The organism is Phyllobacterium pellucidum (assembly GCF_013327855.1).
GTDB lineage: Bacteria > Pseudomonadota > Alphaproteobacteria > Rhizobiales > Rhizobiaceae > Phyllobacterium > Phyllobacterium pellucidum.
On sequence record NZ_JABUMX010000008.1, the window covers coordinates 16,699 to 34,640 of the forward strand.

Below are 17,942 nucleotides of genomic sequence, written 5' to 3' on the forward strand. Positions count from 1 at the left end.
TCGGCTGAAACTGGAGCAAGCCGAACGTGGCGTCTTGAACGAGATTGCAAGGTCAGGCGTAGGACGCCGCGTAGGCACCCGGAGAGACCCCGAATTTGCGAACAAAGAGGCGGGTCATGTGGCTCTGGTCAGCGAAGCCGCTGGCCGCTGCGGCGCCCGCAAGGCTGGTGCGCTGAGCAATAAGGTGCCGCGCGAGGTCGAGCCGGCGTTGCATCAAATAGGCGTGCGGGGAAAGACCCGTGGCCTTTACGAACCCGCGCAACACCTGAAAGCGGCTGATGCCACAGATGTCGGCGAGATCGGCAAGGCTGATATGTCCCGCAGGATCGTCATCGATCTTCGCCATGGCGCGCAGGACCGGGGCAGGGAAGCCGTCCCGGCCCCTTCTGCGCTCATGATTCATGCTCTCGAGAATGTGCAAGAGCAGTTCGTCGCATAGCAGCTTGCTGGTCCGGTCGCCGGTCGCAGTAAGGGCTTTGAACAGGCTGACGAACGGCACAGCAAATCGCGCATCATCGATCACCGGAAGCGTGAACTCAAAATCGCCATCCACACCCTCGTCGAGCCCGCTTGTGGCTTCGGCAATGACGGCCGGATCAAAATAGAGCATGCGCCAGCTGCGCCCGGCATCGCCGATCGGCATCCCGTCATGGATCTCACCAGGATTGACCGTGATCATGTTGCCGGCCCCAGCTTCCACCATGCCGCGGCCGCTCGCGGATTTCTGTGCGCCTTGCTCGATGAGACCAAAACCGTATTGCTCGTGAAAGTGACGCGGAAAGGCATGGGCCGTGGAAGCAGCTACAGCTTCAACCCCGGCAATATGACTGGGGTAGATATGGAACTCGCCCTTGGCCATGCTCGTCTCGCATTGAGCGCCGGTACCACGCCCGCATTTGTTCTACGCCAAATCGCCGATCTGCAGAAGCGGCAATTTGCGCGGGGCAAGCGCACGCTTGCGTCTCAAATTTGCTTTGTTTCTTCGCTGGTATTCGGCTCTAAAAGCGCCACATTGGTCGAGAGTTTGACTGATTCATCACTTCAGGAGATCGCCATGAGTTCCAAGGTTGCCGCCTCGGCGCGGACCCTCATTCTCTGCACAGCACTGCTTTCCGGCGCTGTAGCGCCCGTTTTCGCGCAGACGGCGGCAGACACGACCAGGCAGCTGCCAGCGACGCGAAGTGACATGCAGCTTTCCTTCGCGCCATTGGTCAAGCAGACGGCGGGCGCCGTGGTGAATGTTTATGCCGCCCACGCCGTTCAAAGCCGCTCGCCTTTCGCAGGCGATCCATTTTTCGAGCAGTTTTTCGGCGGTCAGTTCAACGGGCCCCCACGCGTCCAGTCCGCGCTGGGGTCTGGCGTCATTGCCGATGCTTCGGGCATCATCGTGACCAATAACCATGTGATCCGCGATGCGGATACAGTGAAGGTTGCGCTGTCGGACGGCCGCGAATTCGACTCCAAGGTGCTGCTGAAGGATGAATCGACGGATCTCGCGATCCTCAAGATTGAAGCGGGCGAAGCATTGCCATCGCTTCAACTGGCCGATTCCGACAAGGTGGAGGTTGGTGACCTCGTTCTTGCGATCGGCAATCCGTTCGGTGTCGGCCAGACGGTAACCAGCGGCATCGTCTCGGCGCAGGCTCGTACGCGCGTCGGCATTTCCGATTTCGACTTCTTTATCCAGACCGACGCCGCGATCAATCCCGGTAATTCCGGGGGTGCCCTCATCGACATGAGCGGCAAGCTTATCGGCATCAACACCGCGATCTTCTCACGCTCAGGTGGTTCGATCGGTATCGGATTTGCTATTCCTTCCAATATGGTACGTGCCGTTGTTGAGACTGCCAAGGGCGGGGCGGATACGTTCGAGCGGCCCTATATCGGCGCTGCCTTCCAGAACGTGACGCCGGATGTCGCCGAGAGCCTTGGCATGAAGCAGCCCTATGGCGCGCTTGTTACTGCGGTGACCAAGGATAGCCCGGCCGAAAAGGGCGGACTGCTGGTCGGTGATGTCGTGCTCTCCGTCGATGGCGTGCGCATCGAAAATCCGGACGGTCTCGGTTATCGCCTGACGACGGCGGGTATCGGCAAGAGTGTGAAGTTTGACGTGCTCAGCCGCGCCAAGGAAAAGACCGTCACCGTCGCGCTTGAAAAGCCGCGGCCGGATTCTGCCGACAACCAGATGCTTATCCAGGGGCGCAATCCCCTATCCGGCGCGCATGTGATCAAACTCTCGCCGAGCAGCGCGTCGCGCCTCGACCTTCCATCGGATACGGAGGGTGTAGCAATCGACAAGGTGTTTCCTAACACGCCGGCGGCGCGCATCGGCTTGCAACCCGGCGATATTGTTCGCGGCGTCAACGGCGCGGAGATTGCGAGTGTCTCGGACCTCAGCAAGGCGATGTCAGCGAAGCCGACGCTTTGGCGCTTCGATTTCGAGCGCGGCGGTGCCATAATCCGCCAGGTCATTCGCTGATACGGAAAAAGGAAACATGGCGGATCTCTTTTCAGTCGGCGAGGATCCGGCATTGGACAAAAGCCGGCCGCTTGCGGATCGCTTGCGGCCGAAAACATTGCAGGAAGTAACCGGTCAGGAACATCTTACCGGGCCGGAGGGCGCGTTGACGCGCATGATCGAATCCGGTTCGCTCGGCTCGATGATATTCTGGGGGCCACCGGGTACGGGCAAGACGACGGTGGCGCGGCTCCTCGCCAATGAAACCGATCTGGCGTTCGAGCAGATTTCGGCGATATTCTCGGGCGTCGCCGACCTGAAGAAAGTCTTCGACGCGGCACGTGCGCGTAAGATGTCGGGACGGCGCACGCTGCTCTTCGTCGACGAAATTCATCGTTTCAACCGCGCACAACAGGATTCCTTTCTGCCTGTCATGGAGGACGGGACAATCGTGCTGGTTGGCGCGACCACCGAGAATCCGTCGTTCGAGCTTAACGCCGCTCTCCTGTCGCGTGCCCGCGTACTGGTATTTCACCCGCATGATGAGGCAAGCCTTAGCGCCCTGATGCAGCGGGCGGAGATTCATGAGGGCCGCGAGCTTCCGCTGACCGAGGAAGCGCGCGCCAGCCTGGTGCGTATGGCCGATGGCGATGGCCGAGCAATTCTCACGCTTGCCGAGGAAGTGTGGCGGGCGGCGCGCGACGGCGAAACCTTTGATGCGGAACGGGTCCAGAAGATCGTGCAGCGTCGTGCGCCCGTCTATGACAAGGGGCAGGATGGCCACTATAATCTGATCTCCGCGCTGCACAAATCGGTGCGGGGCTCCGATCCGGATGCCGCGCTGTATTATCTTTGCCGTATGTTCGATGCAGGGGAAGATCCGCTCTATATCGGCCGCCGGCTGGTACGGATGGCGAGCGAGGATATCGGGCTTGCAGACCCGCAGGCTCTTGCGATCTGCAATGCAGCCAAGGACGCTTATGACTATCTCGGCTCACCCGAGGGCGAACTGGCACTGGCCGAGGCCTGTGTCTATCTGGCGACCGCGCCGAAATCCAACGCCGTCTACACCGCCTACAAGGCGGCGATGCAGGCGGCAAAGCAACATGGCTCCCTCGTGCCGCCCAAGCATATCCTCAACGCGCCGACGAAACTGATGGAGGGCGAGGGCTACGGCAAAGGCTATGCCTATGACCACGATCAGCCCGACGCCTTTTCAGGCCAGAACTATTTCCCCGAAGCCCTTGGCCGCCAGACCTTTTACGACCCGCCGGAGCGCGGGTTCGAACGGGAGTTGCGCAAGCGCATCGATTATTGGAACAAGCTGCGCAAGGAACGCGGCGAGGAGTGAATACAAAAAGGGCCGCTCTTCAGCGGCCCTTGATCATTTCATGTCAGTCTTTTCAAGCGGCTTCCGGCTTGCGCGGGAAGGGCGTGACATTTGCGGTATCGTCGTCGAGCTTCAGGCCACCGGCCTTGAGCAGCGAGGTAAAGCGGCCATTCTGGCGTGCAAGCTCGTCGAAGCTGCCCTTCTCGACGACTTCACCCTGATCCATGAAGAGCACCAAGTCGGCATCACGGACCGTCGAAAGACGGTGAGCGATGATGAAGGTGGTGCGGTTCTGGCAGAGCTTGTCGACTGCAACCTTGACGCGGGCCTCGGTCTCGACGTCGAGCGCACTTGTCGCCTCGTCAAGGACAAGTATCGGCGCATCCTTGAGGATGGCGCGGGCGATAGCGACACGCTGGCGCTCACCACCGGAAAGCTGTGAACCGCGTTCGCCGACGACGGTGCCGTAACCCGCCGACTTGGAGAGGATGAAATCGCTAGCATCGGCTGCTTCCGCTGCGGCCAGAACGTCTTCGTCGCTCGCCTTCGGCCGGCCGACGCGGATATTGTCCTCGATCGAGCGATTGAACATGCCGGCATCCTGGAACACCGTCGCGATGGCATTGCGCAGCGAGCGACGGCTGATCGTCCTCGTATCGATATTGTCGACAAGAATGCGGCCTTCCTTCGGATCGTAGACTCGCTGCAGGAGGTTGATCAGGGTCGTCTTGCCGGCACCGGTCGGGCCGACGATGGCAACTGTCTGGCCAGCCTTGGCCTTGAACGAGACGTGCTTCAGGCCCTGTGTCGAATTGGCGAAGGCGAAGGAAACGTCCTCGAACTCCACATCGCCCTTAACATTGTCGATGTCGTGCGCCGACTTGGACTCGACTTCATATGCTGCCGAAGCTTCCATCTCGAAGAAGTCTTCGAGCTTGGCGCGTGCCGCAAAGATCTGGTTGACGAAGGCGCTCAGCTGATCGAGGCGGCCGATGAGGAGGGCGGCGAAGCCGGTAAAGGCAACGACCTGGCCGACATTCATCTCGCTGTGGGCGACGAAGTAGGAGCCGAGAAACAAGACGACGATCATCGAAATGGTAGCGGCCATGCGGTTGATGCCGCTGGCAAGGGCCCACCAGTTGAGGACCGGATACTGCGAGTCGAGGAGTTGCTTCGCATAGGTCTGGAGCGCACGGGTCTCCTCGTCTATGCGGTTATAGCTCTGCAACACGGAAATATTGCCCATCGAGTCGGTCACGTGGCTGAACGCCTTGATATGATGACGCTCGACCTGCGCCTGACCATCCTTAGTCTTGGCGGTGACAACGCGGCTGACGATGACATAGACAACGCCGAGCACGGCGAGAACCGAAGCAAGACGCCAATCCTGGGCCAAAGCCAGAGGTATGAGGCCAACCAGGGCGACCATCGTAGCAAGGTGCGTGCGCATGAATTCGAGCCACAGACCAAACAGCGTCTCGATGGCGCGCAACAGCGTGTGCATGGAATTGGACGTGCCGCGCTGGTGATGCCAGGACAGCGGCATGCTGATGACGCGGTTATAGGATTCGGTCAGCACAGCAAGCTTGCGCCGATGCGCCAGGCGATCTGCCTCACGGGACACCAGTACGTTTGCGCCGATGTGGAACAGGCCGACGGCAGCAAGCTGCGTCAGCGGAAACAAAACGTCCGCTTTCATAGAGATTGCATAGATGACGCGGCCCACAAGAACAGGCTCGATCAGCATGGTTAAGGCCAAGGCGATGTTGACGACACAGATGAATACTGTCGCGCCTTTCTCTTCGCCAAGATATTGGAGCGATTTCCAATAGATACCTAACAATGACACTTTGCCACTCCGCTTGCTTGGGGACGCTACTCGCGCGCAGATTTGACTCTGCATCAGACTCTTGTGCACCGCAATATTCAACACTCGAAAGTCTTCGTAGTTTCAAGCTCCAGGCAGGAACAATTTTCTACGTCGCGTAACGTCCCGTGAAGATTCAACCATTTGAGTTTGCAAAATAAAGAAGTGCGCCTGAATGTAATATGAACGAAATTATACTTGTGGTTTAGGAAGCGTGTGGCCCGCTGTTCGGCGGGTAATCGCACGGGCCTAGCATTATGGCTCGCAAGAGTTGCCGCATAGTGTTATGCGCATGCCTGAAAGGTCAGGTTTATGGCAGTTGTAGAACAAAAAACAGTCGATACAGGTGAGGCGGAGATGCGCCTCGACCGATGGTTCAAGGTGCATTATCCGGGGCTCGGCTTCGGCCATTTGCAGAAATTGCTACGGTCGGGGCAGATCAGGGTCGACGGGTCGCGGGCAAAGTCGGACACCCGCCTGCAGGCGGGTCAGAGCGTGCGAATTCCGCCGCTGCCAGTCGATTCAAAGGCCGAGGGCAATCTCACCGGCAAGAGCATACGCGGCCGTGAGGATGGCGACGTCCTGTCGCAAATGTTGCTATACGAAGACCCCAAGGTATTCGTGTTCAACAAACCAGCCGGGCTCGCGGTACAGGGTGGCTCCGGCGTCAATCGCCATGTGGACGACATGCTCGAAGCCTGGCGCAACAAGAAGGGCGAAAAGCCGCGTCTCGTGCATCGCCTGGATCGGGATACCTCCGGTGTTCTCGTCGTTGCAAGGACCCGCGGCGCTGCGCAGGCACTCACCGCGGCGTTCCGCGAGCGCGACACCAAGAAGACCTATTGGGCATTGGTGAAGGGCGTGCCGCGCAAGCGCGAGGACAAGATCACCACCTGGCTGGTGAAGGAGGCGACAGCCGATGGCGACCGAATGCGTATCGCCAAGCATGGCGAGCCGGATTCCGACCATGCCGTTTCCTACTACCGCGTCATTGAATCGGCGGGACAGGTGCTGACCTGGCTCGAGATGGAGCCATATACGGGACGAACGCACCAGTTGCGCGTTCACGCCGCCCATATCGGCTGCCCTATCATCGGGGATCCGAAGTATTTCGAGGCGGATACGAACTGGTCGTTCCCGGGCGGGATTCAGAATCGCCTGCATCTTCATGCGAGGCGCATCCGTGTTCCCAATCCATCAGGCGGGACGATCGACGTCACAGCGCCCTTGCCGCCGCACATGGTGCAATCCTGGAACCTGCTCGGCTTTGACGAGGCTGATGCGGACGAAGAGATGTGAGTGGCTTGCCCGAGCATTCACTCGCGCCTATATCCGCGGCAACGAATTGAACATCAATAGGTAACGATATGCGCAACGACCTCTTCAACCTCGATGCGAGAGAGGGACTCTCCGACCCAGATCCGGTTCGGCGCGCCCAGATACAGTCGAAACTGCCGTTGCCGAAGCGGTTCTATAAGGAAGCGCAGGTCGCTGAACGCGACGGCAGGTTCGTCGTCGAACTCGACGGCCGCAGGGTCAAGACGCCGGCGCGCCAAGACCTGGCACTGCCGACGCAGGCCGCTGCGCAATTGGTAGCAGACGAGTTTGCGGCGCAGGAAAAGGAAATAGATCCAGCGCGGATGCCGGCAACGCGCATCGCCAACACGGCGATCGATGGTATCGTGCACGATCCGCAGGCGGTGCTGGAGGATGTGCTGCGCTTTGCTGCGTCGGATATGCTGTGCTATCGCGCCGGCTCGCCCGAGCGGCTGGTGGCGCGTCAGACCGAACTCTGGGATCCGCTGGTGGATTGGGCCGGGGCCAGCCTCGGCGCGCGCTTTATGCTCGCGGAAGGTGTCATGCATATCGAACAGCCGCGCGAGGCTCTGGCCGCGTTCAGCGTACATCTCGGGCAGTTCAGCGATCCCTTCGCTATCGCCGCCCTCCACACGATCACGACGCTGACTGGCTCTGCCATTCTCGCGCTCGCCGTCGCCAAGGGCGAAATCTCAGGTGCCGAAGCCTGGAAACTTGCCCATGTTGACGAGGACTGGACGATCCAGCATTGGGGCGAGGACGCGGAAGCGAGCGAGCGCCGGGCGATCCGCGAGCGGGAAATGATGGCGGCCGTCCAAATGCTGGAAGCTGTCGGAAGCTGATTGGTCCAAGACAGGGCAATAAAAAACCCCGGCGAAAGCCGGGGTTTTTCATTGTCATATGAGGTGCTTACACCGAGTAGTACATGTCGTACTCGACCGGATGCGGGGTCATTTCAAAGCGCATGACCTCGGCCATCTTCAGTTCGATGAAAGAATCGATCTGATCGTCGTCGAAGACGCCGCCGGCCTTGAGGAAGCCGCGATCCTTGTCGAGGCTCTGCAGGGCCTCGCGCAGGCTGCCGCAAACAGTCGGGATCTTCTTCAGTTCCTTGGCCGGCAAGTCATAGAGATCCTTGTCCATCGGCTGGCCGGGATGGATCTTGTTCTTGATGCCGTCGAGACCAGCCATCAGCATCGCGCTGAAAGCGAGGTAAGGATTGGCCGAAGGATCGGGGAAACGGATTTCCACGCGCTTCGACTTCGGCGATGAGCCGAAGGGGATGCGGCAGGAAGCCGAACGGTTGCGGGCGGAGTAGGCCAGCAGAACCGGCGCTTCGTAGCCCGGTACCAGGCGCTTGTACGAGTTGGTCGACGGGTTGGTGAAAGCGTTGATTGCCTTGGCATGCTTGATGATGCCGCCGATGAAGAACAGGCAGTTCTCGGAAAGACCGGCATATTCATTGCCGGCGAATGTCGGCTTGCCGTCCCTCCAGATCGACATGTGGACGTGCATGCCCGAGCCGTTGTCGCCGAAAACCGGCTTCGGCATGAAGGTCGCGGTCTTGCCGTAGGCATTGGCAACCTGATGCACGACATACTTATAGATCAGCATCTTGTCGGCGTTACGGGTCAGCGCATCGAACTTGACGCCGAGCTCGTGCTGGGCAGCCGCCACTTCGTGGTGGTGCTTTTCAACGCGCACGCCCATTTCGGTGAGGACAGTCAGCATTTCCGAGCGCATGTCCTGACAGGAATCGATCGGCGGGACCGGGAAATAGCCGCCCTTGATGCGCGGGCGGTGGCCGAGATTGCCGGTCTCGTAGTCGGTGTCGTCGTTGGACGGCAGTTCGGTCGAGTCGAGCTTGAACCCTGTGTTGTAGGGATCGGCCTTGTACTTGACGTCGTCAAAGACGAAGAATTCGGCTTCCGGGCCGACGAAAATCGTATCGCCGACGCCCTGTGCCTTCATGTAGGCTTCGGCCTTCTTGGCGGTGCCGCGCGGGTCGCGATTATAGGCTTCGCCGGAAATCGGGTCGAGGATGTCGCACAGGATGACCATTGTCGACTGGGCGAAGAACGGGTCCATGTGAACCGTGTCAGTGTCGGGCATCAGTACCATGTCGGACTCATTGATGGCCTTCCAGCCGGCAATCGAGGAACCGTCGAACATGACGCCATCGGCGAACATGTCTTCATCGACTTCTGCAATATCCATCGTCACGTGCTGCAGCTTGCCCTTGGGGTCGGTGAAACGAAGGTCAAGGAACTTCACATCGTTGTCCTTGATCTGTTTCAGGATGTCTTTGGCGGTGGTCATGTTTTTTCCTCACTCGGTGACGATGATTGGGTTTGCCGGCCCGAACGTGCCAGCAGATGGGAGAGTTAGCTTTAGATTGCGTCGATGCCGGACTCGCCTGTCCGGATACGCACGACTTCCTCGATGTTGGAGACGAATATCTTGCCATCGCCGATGCGGCCGGTTTGCGCGGCCTTGCGGATCGCCTCGATGGCGGCCTCGACGGAATCGTCGCCAAGTACGATCTCGACCTTCACTTTCGGCAGGAAATCGACGACGTACTCGGCGCCGCGATAGAGTTCCGTATGGCCCTTCTGGCGGCCGAAGCCCTTTGCTTCGGTAACGGTAATGCCTTGAAGCCCCACTTCCTGCAGTGCCTCTTTCACCTCATCCAGCTTGAATGGTTTGATGATGGCTTCGATTTTTTTCATCAGAGAATAATCTCCCTATGTACACAAAACGAGCCTCTTGCCCGCTTGCCTCAACAAAAGCAGGAACTATGCCAATTCGGCGGCGTAGTCACAAATATCGACGTTACCGCGTAGCGGGCGGCGCATTTGTCCCCGCCGCCTTGTTCCAAGGTATGACTGCCTCGAAAACCGGCTGAGGAGGCAGATTAAAAAATAAGCATACTGCATAAAAATTATGCGGTGATCCGAGGTGCAAGTGCCAGCTTACTACTTGATTCGCTGTGCGAGTGCCTGGGCTGCCTGCGGAGCGCGCACTTTGCCTTCATGGATGAAATAAACAAACACGTCGCGTTGGCGCTTCTGCGCCTTTTCGTCGGGAGCGGCAAGCGGCAGATCCTCGGGTGCATTGCCCTTTGCCCACTCCTTGGCGCGGTCGGCCCATTTGTCGAGCGCTTCCGTTGGATAGGCGGTCTCCACCGCATCGTCACCTTTCTGCAAACGCGCATAGACGAAATCCGCGGTCACATCGGCGATTTCGGGATATTCGAAGTGCTCGGCGTAAACCACGGCAACGTTCTTCTTGCGGGCAAGTGCAATGAATTCCGGATCGACGAAGGAGGGGTTGCGGACTTCCACGGCATGGCGCAGCGCGTGGCCCGCTTCCTTTTCCGGCAGAAGATCGAGGAACGCGCCGAAATCCTCGGCGTTGAATTTTTTCGTCGGCGCGAATTGCCAGACGAGAGGGCCGAGCCTGTCCCCAAGTTCGACCACTCCGGACCTACAGAAAAATTCGATGGATTCACCGGCTTCCGCCAGCACCCGCCGATTGGTGACGAAGCGATGGCCCTTGACCGAGAAGATAAAACCATCCGGCACCTGCGAGGCCCATTTGGCGAAAGTCGCCGGCTTTTGCGTGCTGTAGTAGGTGCTGTTGATCTCGATGGTCTGGAGGTGCTGGCCGGCATACTCCAGTTCCTTGGTCTTCGACAGGCCCTTCGGATAGAAGGTGCCGCGCCAGGGTTCGAAGATCCATCCGCCGATGCCGGTGCGCACGGTGCCGCTGTCGGTCATTTATTCTCCTCCCGCTATGCCAATACGAAAAACCCGCCACGGCCGTGGCGGGTCTTGATCACTCGGCGGCGGCCTGCGCTTTGTGGCCGGGACGCCGGTTCAGAAGTTCCTTAAGGAAATGACCGGTATAGGAGCGGTCGACCTCGATAATGTCCTCGGGACGTCCGACCGCAACGATCTCGCCGCCGCCGTCGCCGCCATGCGGCCCGAGATCGATCACCCAGTCCGCAGTCTTGATCACTTCGAGGTTGTGCTCGATGACCACCACCGTGTTGCCCTGGTCGACCAGTTCGTGCAGCACTTCGAGGAGCTTCGCCACGTCGTGGAAGTGCAGGCCGGTCGTCGGCTCATCAAGGATGTAGAGCGTGCGGCCGGTAGCCTTGCGCGACAGTTCCTTGGCGAGCTTGATGCGTTGCGCCTCGCCGCCGGAAAGCGTGTTGGCTTGCTGTCCGACGTGAATATAGCCGAGGCCGACCTTGGCCAGGGTTTGCAACTTGTCGCGAACGGCCGGAACGGCGGCGAAGAACTCCGCGCCTTCCTCGACCGTCATATCGAGCACGTCGGCAATCGACTTGCCCTTGAACAATACTTCAAGCGTTTCGCGATTGTAGCGCTTGCCGTGACAGACGTCGCAGGTGACATAGACGTCGGGCAGGAAGTGCATTTCGATCTTGATGACGCCATCGCCCTGGCAGGCTTCGCAGCGTCCGCCCTTGACGTTAAAGGAAAAGCGGCCGGGCTGGTAGCCGCGGGCTTTCGCCTCGGGAAGCCCGGCAAACCAGTCGCGTATCGGCGTGAACGCACCGGTATAGGTCGCCGGATTTGAGCGCGGCGTGCGACCGATGGGAGACTGGTCGATATCGATCACCTTGTCGAGATATTCGAGCCCATCGATGCGATCGTGCTCCGCCGGATGCTCCCGCGAACCCATGATGCGCCGCGACGCAGCCTTGAAAAGTGTTTCGATGAGGAAGGTCGACTTGCCGCCGCCCGACACGCCCGTCACCGCTGTAAAGGTGCCGAGCGGGATTTCCGCCGAAACATTCTTGAGATTGTTGCCGCGTGCGCCGACGACCTTGATGCGCTTCTTGTTCAGCTTGCGCCGCTCTGATGGCACGGCCACTTCGATCGCGCCGGAAAGGTATTTGCCGGTCAGCGATTTTGGGCTCGCCATGATGTCGGCGGGCGTTCCCTGGGCGATGATTTCGCCGCCATGGATACCAGCCGCCGGTCCAATGTCGACGACATAATCAGCCGTCAGGATCGCGTCTTCATCATGTTCTACGACGATTACCGTGTTGCCGAGATCCCGCAGGTGACGCAGCGTCTTCAATAGTTGCTCGTTGTCGCGCTGGTGCAGGCCAATTGACGGTTCATCAAGGACATAAAGCACGCCCGTCAGGCCGGAGCCGATTTGCGAGGCGAGCCGGATACGCTGGCTCTCGCCGCCCGACAAGGTGCCGGAATTGCGTGACAGCGCGAGATAATCGAGGCCGACATCGTTCAGAAAGCGTAGGCGCTCGCGGATCTCCTTGAGAATGCGCGCGGCAATCTCCGTCTGCTTGTCATTGAACGTCTTGTCGATGTCACGGAACCAGGCGTCGGCATGGCGGATGGACTTCTCGGTGACCTCGCCGATGTGCAATCCGCCGATCTTGACGGCCAGTGCCTCCGGCTTCAACCGGTAGCCATTGCAGGCCGGGCAGGGGGTGCCGGACATGAAGCGTTCGATTTCCTCACGCGACCAGGCGGAATCCGTTTCCTTCCAGCGACGCTCGAGGTTTGGAATGACGCCCTCGAAAGGCTTGGTGGTGCGGTATGACCGCAGACCGTCATCATAGGCGAACTGGACTTCGCGGTTGCCGGTGCCATAGAGGATGGCTTTTTGAGCCTCTTCGCTCAAATCGCTCCAACGGTCACCAAGCTTGAAGCCATAGGCTGCGCCGAGCGCGTCCAGCGTCTGGTTGTAGTAGGGCGAGCTCGACTTCGACCACGGGGCGATGGCTCCGTTCTTGAGGGTCACATTCTCATCAGGCACGATCATAGTCGGATCGATGGCCTTTTGCGTGCCAAGTCCATCGCAGGTCGGGCAGGCGCCGAATGGATTGTTGAACGAGAACAGCCGTGGCTCGATCTCGGGAATGGTAAATCCCGAAACCGGGCAGGCAAATTTTTCCGAGAACATGAGCCGTTCATGGGTCTCGTTCTTGGACTTGTTGGCGGATTCACTCGCCGTCTCGTCAGCCGGCAACGGCTTGTCGGCAAATTCCGCAATCGCGATGCCGTCGGCGAGTTTCAGGCAGGTCTCGAGACTGTCGGCAAGACGCGCCGACATGTCCGGGCGCACGACGATACGATCGACCACAACGTCGATATCGTGCTTGTACTTCTTGTCGAGGGCAGGGACATCGGCGATTTCGTAGAAGATGCCGTCCACCTTGACGCGCTGGAAGCCGCGTTTCTGCAGGTCCGCCAGCTCCTTGCGGTACTCACCCTTACGGCCGCGGACGATCGGCGCGAGAATGAAAAGGCGCGTGCCTTCCTCGAGCGCCAGGACGCGATCGACCATCTGGCTGACCGTCTGGCTTTCAATCGGAAGCCCCGTTGCCGGCGAATACGGAATACCGACACGCGCAAACAGCAGGCGCAGATAATCATAGATTTCCGTAACCGTGCCGACCGTGGAACGCGGATTGCGGCTGGTGGTCTTCTGCTCGATCGAGATTGCCGGCGACAGGCCATCGATCTGGTCGACGTCCGGCTTCTGCATCATTTCGAGGAATTGGCGCGCATAGGCCGACAGGCTCTCGACATAGCGACGCTGTCCCTCAGCATAGATCGTGTCGAAGGCGAGCGACGACTTCCCCGATCCGGACAGCCCCGTCATGACAATCAGCTTGTCGCGCGGCAGATCGAGGTCAATATTCTTCAAGTTGTGTTCGCGAGCACCGCGAATGGAAATATACTTCTGATCGCTCATGAGTCTTGCCTTTGAGGCACGCCGTTTGGAAGGAGGGATTGCTCTCAGGCGAGAGACTTTCCCTTATTTAGAAAGTCTTTGGCGATTTACGAGATCAAACCCGGTCGGAATCACCATAGCCATGTTGACATTGCTTGGGCAAGTGATAGAACAAAAATAGAACAAAGGGCAAGGGACTTGCCGATCGGCGCAAAGCGCTTCGCGATGAAAGTGCATTGTGCGGCATCCTGGCGACAGGTTGCACAACAATCATATGCCAAACCTCCTGACAGATTTGGCAGGAGCCTGTCAGCTGGACGGCGAAGCGGGAAATGCGCGGGCTGTATATTGTGGATAGCGGTAATGAATTGCCCGCCGTCCATGCGCGTTCTGTATGATGGCCGAAATTTTTAGAACAGGGTTGATGGAGTTCATATCATGGCAGGCAGTGTCAACAAGGTCATTCTGGTAGGCAATCTTGGCGCTGACCCGGAAGTGCGGCGGCTCGGTTCTGGCGATCCTGTCGTCAATCTGCGCATCGCCACCTCGGAAAGCTGGCGCGACAAGAACAGCGGCGAGCGCAAGGAGAAGACCGAATGGCACAGCGTCGTCATCTTCAACGACAATCTCGCCAAGGTCGCCGAGCAATATTTGAAGAAGGGCATGAAGGTCTATCTCGAAGGCGCCCTGCAGACACGCAAATGGCAGGACCAGACCGGTAATGACCGCTACTCGACCGAGGTCGTGCTACAGAAGTTCCGCGGCGAACTCCAGATGCTGGATTCGCGCGGCGAGGGCGGTGGCCGGTCCTTCGACAACAATTCGGCGCGCGGGCAGGTTTCCGACAATGATTATGGCTCCGACTTCGGGCGTTCCAACGCCTCGTCGTCGAGCAGTTCCTCCAGTTCCGGCGGGAATTTTTCGCGCGATCTCGACGACGAAATCCCGTTCTAGGCCGGAACAGTCGAGTATTCGTAAAGCAATCGCACCTATCGAGCGGAAGGTACTCCTAATGCCGACGGCTATCGGCTGCGTAGCAGTTTCGGTTGCCAGATGCTCAGCGACCAGCAATCTTCGAACGCAGAGGGGTCAGATTGCCGACTCGCCTTGGCGAATTCTGAGTGCGGCCGCCCGCCGATGGCCCTCCATGCCCTCCGTCCGGCTTTGCCGTACTGCAGGCGGGGCCACCGCAGCGACACCCCGCTTGTCGAGCCACTGGTGCGTGCAAACTTTGACATAGGATCCCACCCAAAGGCCGCCAGTGTAGCGTCCTGCGGCCATTGTTGGGAGGGTATGGTTTGTACCGCAGCACTTGTCGGAATACACAACACTTGCGAGCTTCCCGATGAAGAGAGAGCCGTAATTTCGTAGCTTTGCCGCAGTCGAATGGGGATCGCGGGTGTGAACCTCGAGATGTTCAGCCGCGATATGGTCGGAGTATGCGACCATCGTGTTTTCATCGGCACAGACCGCGATCTGGCCGTAATCGCGCCAGGCGACGCCCGCAACGTCGGCCGTGGGCAGCGTTTCAAGCTGACGCTCGACCTCCTTCAAAGTTGCCTCGGCCAGCCTTCGATCAGTCGTGATCAGTCCCACACGGGTCCTGACATCATGTTCCGCCTGCGCCAGAAGATCGGTGGCTATCATCTCAGCGTCCCCGGTTTCGTCAGCAACCACGAATATTTCGCTCGGTCCGGCCAATTGATCGATTCCCACTTGCCCGAACACCTGCCGCTTGGCCTCATTGACATAGGCGTTGCCTGGTCCGACGATCTTGTCCACCGCGGGGATGGTTTCGGTGCCGAACGCCATGGCAGCAACGGCTTGCGCGCCACCCACCTTGAAAATCCTGTCGACACCTGACAGGTGGCAGCCGGCAATCATGGCCGGATGGGCATTGGGCGGTAGGCAAGCGATGATTTGGTCGCAGCCCGCGACCTTTGCTGGGACGATTGTCATGACTGGCGCAGACAGGATCGGATACCGTCCGCCAGGCACATAGGCGCCCACAACCTGCACCGGAATGATCCGATGTCCGAGATGCAGTCCCGGAAGCGCATCGAATTCCAGGGGGAGGATGGTGCGCAATTGCGCCTCGGCAAACGCCTTCACCCGTTCGATGGCAAAGTCTGTGTCTTTTCTGGTCTGAGGGTCGAGATTGGCAATGGCTTCCAGCCGCTCCTCCCTGCTCACTTCGAACGTGGCAAGATCTGACCCGTCAAATGTCCGTGCATACTGTCTTACGGCCTCATCTCCCCGCGCCCTCACGTTCGAAATGATATCCTTCACCGTCGTCTCGATTAGGTCGGTGTCCGATGCCAAGGGCGGCTTGGGTGACTTGAGATGTATGATATTTTCGTCCATTTTTAATCTCTTGTTGGTTTGCGCCGTAGGATATCGTCACAATCCTGCACCCGCCGGTCGACTGCAATTGCCCCCAGAGTATTGTTCAGTATACTCACCAGAAGATGGAGGCGTCAGGTAGTCCCCGAGAGTCCCTAGGCCTTTGCGTAAGGAGGATGTCATGCCAAAGATTGGCATTAAGCTGAGGGAAATGCGGCGCAGGCGCGATTTGGGCGTGCGTGAACTCGCCGCAAGATCCGGCATATCACACTCCACTATTTCCTTGATCGAAAGGGACAAGATGAGCCCGTCGGTCGACACCCTGAGTGCCGTCCTGGACGCGCTTGGAACAACTTTGCCCGGGTTTTTCAGCGATCTCCAATCGAGCCTTCCCTATACCTCCTATTATAGAGCCGAGGAATTGGTGGAGATAGGCAAAATCGAGACAATTTCGTACCGGGTCATCGGCCTCAATCATCCCAACAGGCAACTCTTGATGCTGCATGAGACCTACGCGATAGGAGCTGATACCGGGGAGGCTTTTGCGCATGCTGCGCAGGAGTCAGGTATGGTGATCAGCGGATCGGTCGAAGTGACTGTCGGCAGCCAGAAAAAGGTTCTGAATAAGGGTGACGGCTACTATTTCGATAGCCGACTTTTGCATCGGTTCCGCAATGTCAGTGAGGAGAAAAGCGAGATCTTGAGCGCAATAACGCCGCCGACATATTGATGGCATGACAGCTCAATTCGGTGAATTTAATCACCAACAAATTTAATCGGGCTTTCAATCAAATCAAACTGTGATTTGTTAGCTTGTCATACAAAAACAAGGGGAATGACAATGAAAATCCTGAACGCAGCATTGATTGCATGCGCGCTGACTTCAGTTGGAATTGCAGCAGCGGAAGCGCGTGACCTGACGGTCGTGTCCTGGGGCGGCAACTATCAGGACGCTCAGCGCAAGATCTACTTCGAACCCTTCGCGAAGCAGTTAGGCAAGCCGGTGCTGGATGAAAGTTGGGACGGTGGATACGGCGTGCTCCAGGCCAAGGTGAAAGCGGGTGTTCCGAACTGGGATGCGGTACAGGTAGAGGCTGAGGAATTGGCGCTCGGCTGCGCGGATGGCATTTACGAAAAGATCGATTGGGAAAAGCTCGGCGGCAAATCCAAGTTTTTGCCCGCTGCTGTCAGCGACTGCGGAGTTGGTGCGATCGTTTGGTCTACGGGTATCTCCTATGATGGTGACAAGCTGAAAGAGGCTCCCACTTCATGGGCAGATTTCTGGGATACAAAGAAAATTCCGGGTAAACGTGGCCTGCGCAAGGGCGCCAAATATGCGCTCGAATTCGCCTTGATGGCGGATGGGGTCGCTGCCGATCAAGTCTACACCGTTCTCGCTACCCCGGAAGGTGTTGACAGGGCTTTCAAGAAACTCGATGAACTCAAGCCGAATATCGTCTGGTGGGAAGCCGGAGCACAGCCGCTTCAACTCCTTTCTTCCGGCGAGGTGGTAATGACAAGCGCCTATAACGGGCGCATAACTGGACTGAATAGGACCGAGGGCAAGCATTTCGGTTTCGTGTTTCCCGGCAGCATATATGCAATCGATAGTTGGGTGGTCCTGAAGGATAGTCCCAACAAGGACGCGGCTTTGGACTTCATAGCTTATGCAAGCAAGCCGGATAACCAATCCCAGTTGCCCCAGTATATTGCCTATGGACTGCCTAACATCGAGGCCGGCAAGCTCGTGCCGGAAAAATATCAAGCTGAGCTTCCTACTTCGCCGGATAATCTGAAAGGCGCGATTACGCTGGATGTCGACTTCTGGACAGACAATTCCGAAGCCCTGACGCAACGTTTCAATGCCTGGCTAGCGCAGTAATGTGGAC

The 17,942-nt window shown here is 58.5% G+C and carries 14 protein-coding genes; 7 read left to right on the forward strand and 7 right to left on the reverse strand.

Annotated features, from left to right (window positions below; all coding sequences use genetic code 11):
* Positions 1-52: 52 nt before the first annotated feature.
* Complete coding sequence (locus HQ945_RS21515; protein WP_174208490.1) at positions 53-859, reverse strand: AraC family transcriptional regulator; 807 nt, start codon at positions 857-859, stop codon at positions 53-55.
* A 195-nt stretch (positions 860-1,054) separates the two neighbouring features.
* On the opposite strand from HQ945_RS21515, the gene HQ945_RS21520 reads away from it, so the two are divergent.
* Positions 1,055-2,479, forward strand: a complete 1,425-nt coding sequence (locus tag HQ945_RS21520; RefSeq protein ID WP_027233188.1) for a DegQ family serine endoprotease — start codon at positions 1,055-1,057, stop codon at positions 2,477-2,479.
* Positions 2,480-2,495: 16 nt separating this feature from the next.
* Entirely contained in the window at positions 2,496-3,809 is a 1,314-nt protein-coding gene (locus tag HQ945_RS21525; RefSeq protein ID WP_113280037.1) for a replication-associated recombination protein A, read from the forward strand.
* Positions 3,810-3,861: 52 nt separating this feature from the next.
* Here the strand turns inward: HQ945_RS21525 and HQ945_RS21530 are convergent, their stop codons facing one another.
* Complete coding sequence (locus HQ945_RS21530; protein ID WP_113280038.1) at positions 3,862-5,637, reverse strand: glucan ABC transporter ATP-binding protein/ permease; 1,776 nt, start codon at positions 5,635-5,637, stop codon at positions 3,862-3,864.
* A 330-nt stretch (positions 5,638-5,967) separates the two neighbouring features.
* Here HQ945_RS21530 and HQ945_RS21535 point away from each other — a divergent pair, with 330 nt between their 5' ends.
* Both HQ945_RS21535 and HQ945_RS21540 read left to right on the forward strand, forming a co-directional pair.
* Positions 5,968-6,954 (forward strand): RluA family pseudouridine synthase, encoded by a 987-nt coding sequence (locus HQ945_RS21535; RefSeq protein ID WP_113280039.1) that lies wholly within the window; start codon positions 5,968-5,970, stop codon positions 6,952-6,954.
* 68 nt (positions 6,955-7,022) lie between these two features.
* Positions 7,023-7,814 (forward strand): ATP12 family chaperone protein, encoded by a 792-nt coding sequence (locus HQ945_RS21540; protein WP_113280040.1) that lies wholly within the window; start codon positions 7,023-7,025, stop codon positions 7,812-7,814.
* Positions 7,815-7,881: 67 nt separating this feature from the next.
* On the opposite strand, the gene glnA is transcribed toward HQ945_RS21540, so the two are convergent.
* The 4 genes from glnA to uvrA all read right to left on the reverse strand — a co-directional run bounded on the left by glnA (position 7,882) and on the right by uvrA (position 13,731).
* Positions 7,882-9,291, reverse strand: coding sequence for a type I glutamate--ammonia ligase (glnA, locus tag HQ945_RS21545; protein WP_027233193.1), 1,410 nt, complete (start codon positions 9,289-9,291; stop codon positions 7,882-7,884).
* A 71-nt stretch (positions 9,292-9,362) separates the two neighbouring features.
* Positions 9,363-9,701: a P-II family nitrogen regulator gene (locus HQ945_RS21550; protein WP_027233194.1), complete on the reverse strand. Its 339-nt coding sequence runs from the start codon at positions 9,699-9,701 to the stop codon at positions 9,363-9,365.
* 246 nt (positions 9,702-9,947) lie between these two features.
* A complete protein-coding gene (locus HQ945_RS21555) occupies positions 9,948-10,751 on the reverse strand; it encodes a DUF72 domain-containing protein (protein ID WP_113280041.1) in 804 nt (267 codons plus the stop codon).
* Between the two features lie 58 nt (positions 10,752-10,809).
* On the reverse strand, positions 10,810-13,731 hold the full coding sequence (gene uvrA, locus HQ945_RS21560; protein WP_027233196.1) for an excinuclease ABC subunit UvrA: 2,922 nt from the start codon (positions 13,729-13,731) through the stop codon (positions 10,810-10,812).
* A 417-nt stretch (positions 13,732-14,148) separates the two neighbouring features.
* Here uvrA and HQ945_RS21565 point away from each other — a divergent pair, with 417 nt between their 5' ends.
* Positions 14,149-14,664, forward strand: coding sequence for a single-stranded DNA-binding protein (locus tag HQ945_RS21565; RefSeq protein WP_091922962.1), 516 nt, complete (start codon positions 14,149-14,151; stop codon positions 14,662-14,664).
* Between the two features lie 135 nt (positions 14,665-14,799).
* Here HQ945_RS21565 and hisD read toward each other — a convergent pair whose 3' ends face one another.
* Positions 14,800-16,074, reverse strand: a complete 1,275-nt coding sequence (gene hisD / locus HQ945_RS21570) for a histidinol dehydrogenase (protein WP_113280042.1) — start codon at positions 16,072-16,074, stop codon at positions 14,800-14,802.
* 160 nt (positions 16,075-16,234) lie between these two features.
* Between hisD and HQ945_RS21575 the strand changes: the two genes are divergently transcribed.
* Positions 16,235-16,783, forward strand: coding sequence for a cupin domain-containing protein (locus HQ945_RS21575; protein ID WP_174208491.1), 549 nt, complete (start codon positions 16,235-16,237; stop codon positions 16,781-16,783).
* 111 nt (positions 16,784-16,894) lie between these two features.
* Positions 16,895-17,935 (forward strand): ABC transporter substrate-binding protein, encoded by a 1,041-nt coding sequence (locus tag HQ945_RS21580; protein ID WP_027233200.1) that lies wholly within the window; start codon positions 16,895-16,897, stop codon positions 17,933-17,935.
* Positions 17,936-17,942 lie beyond the last annotated feature (7 nt).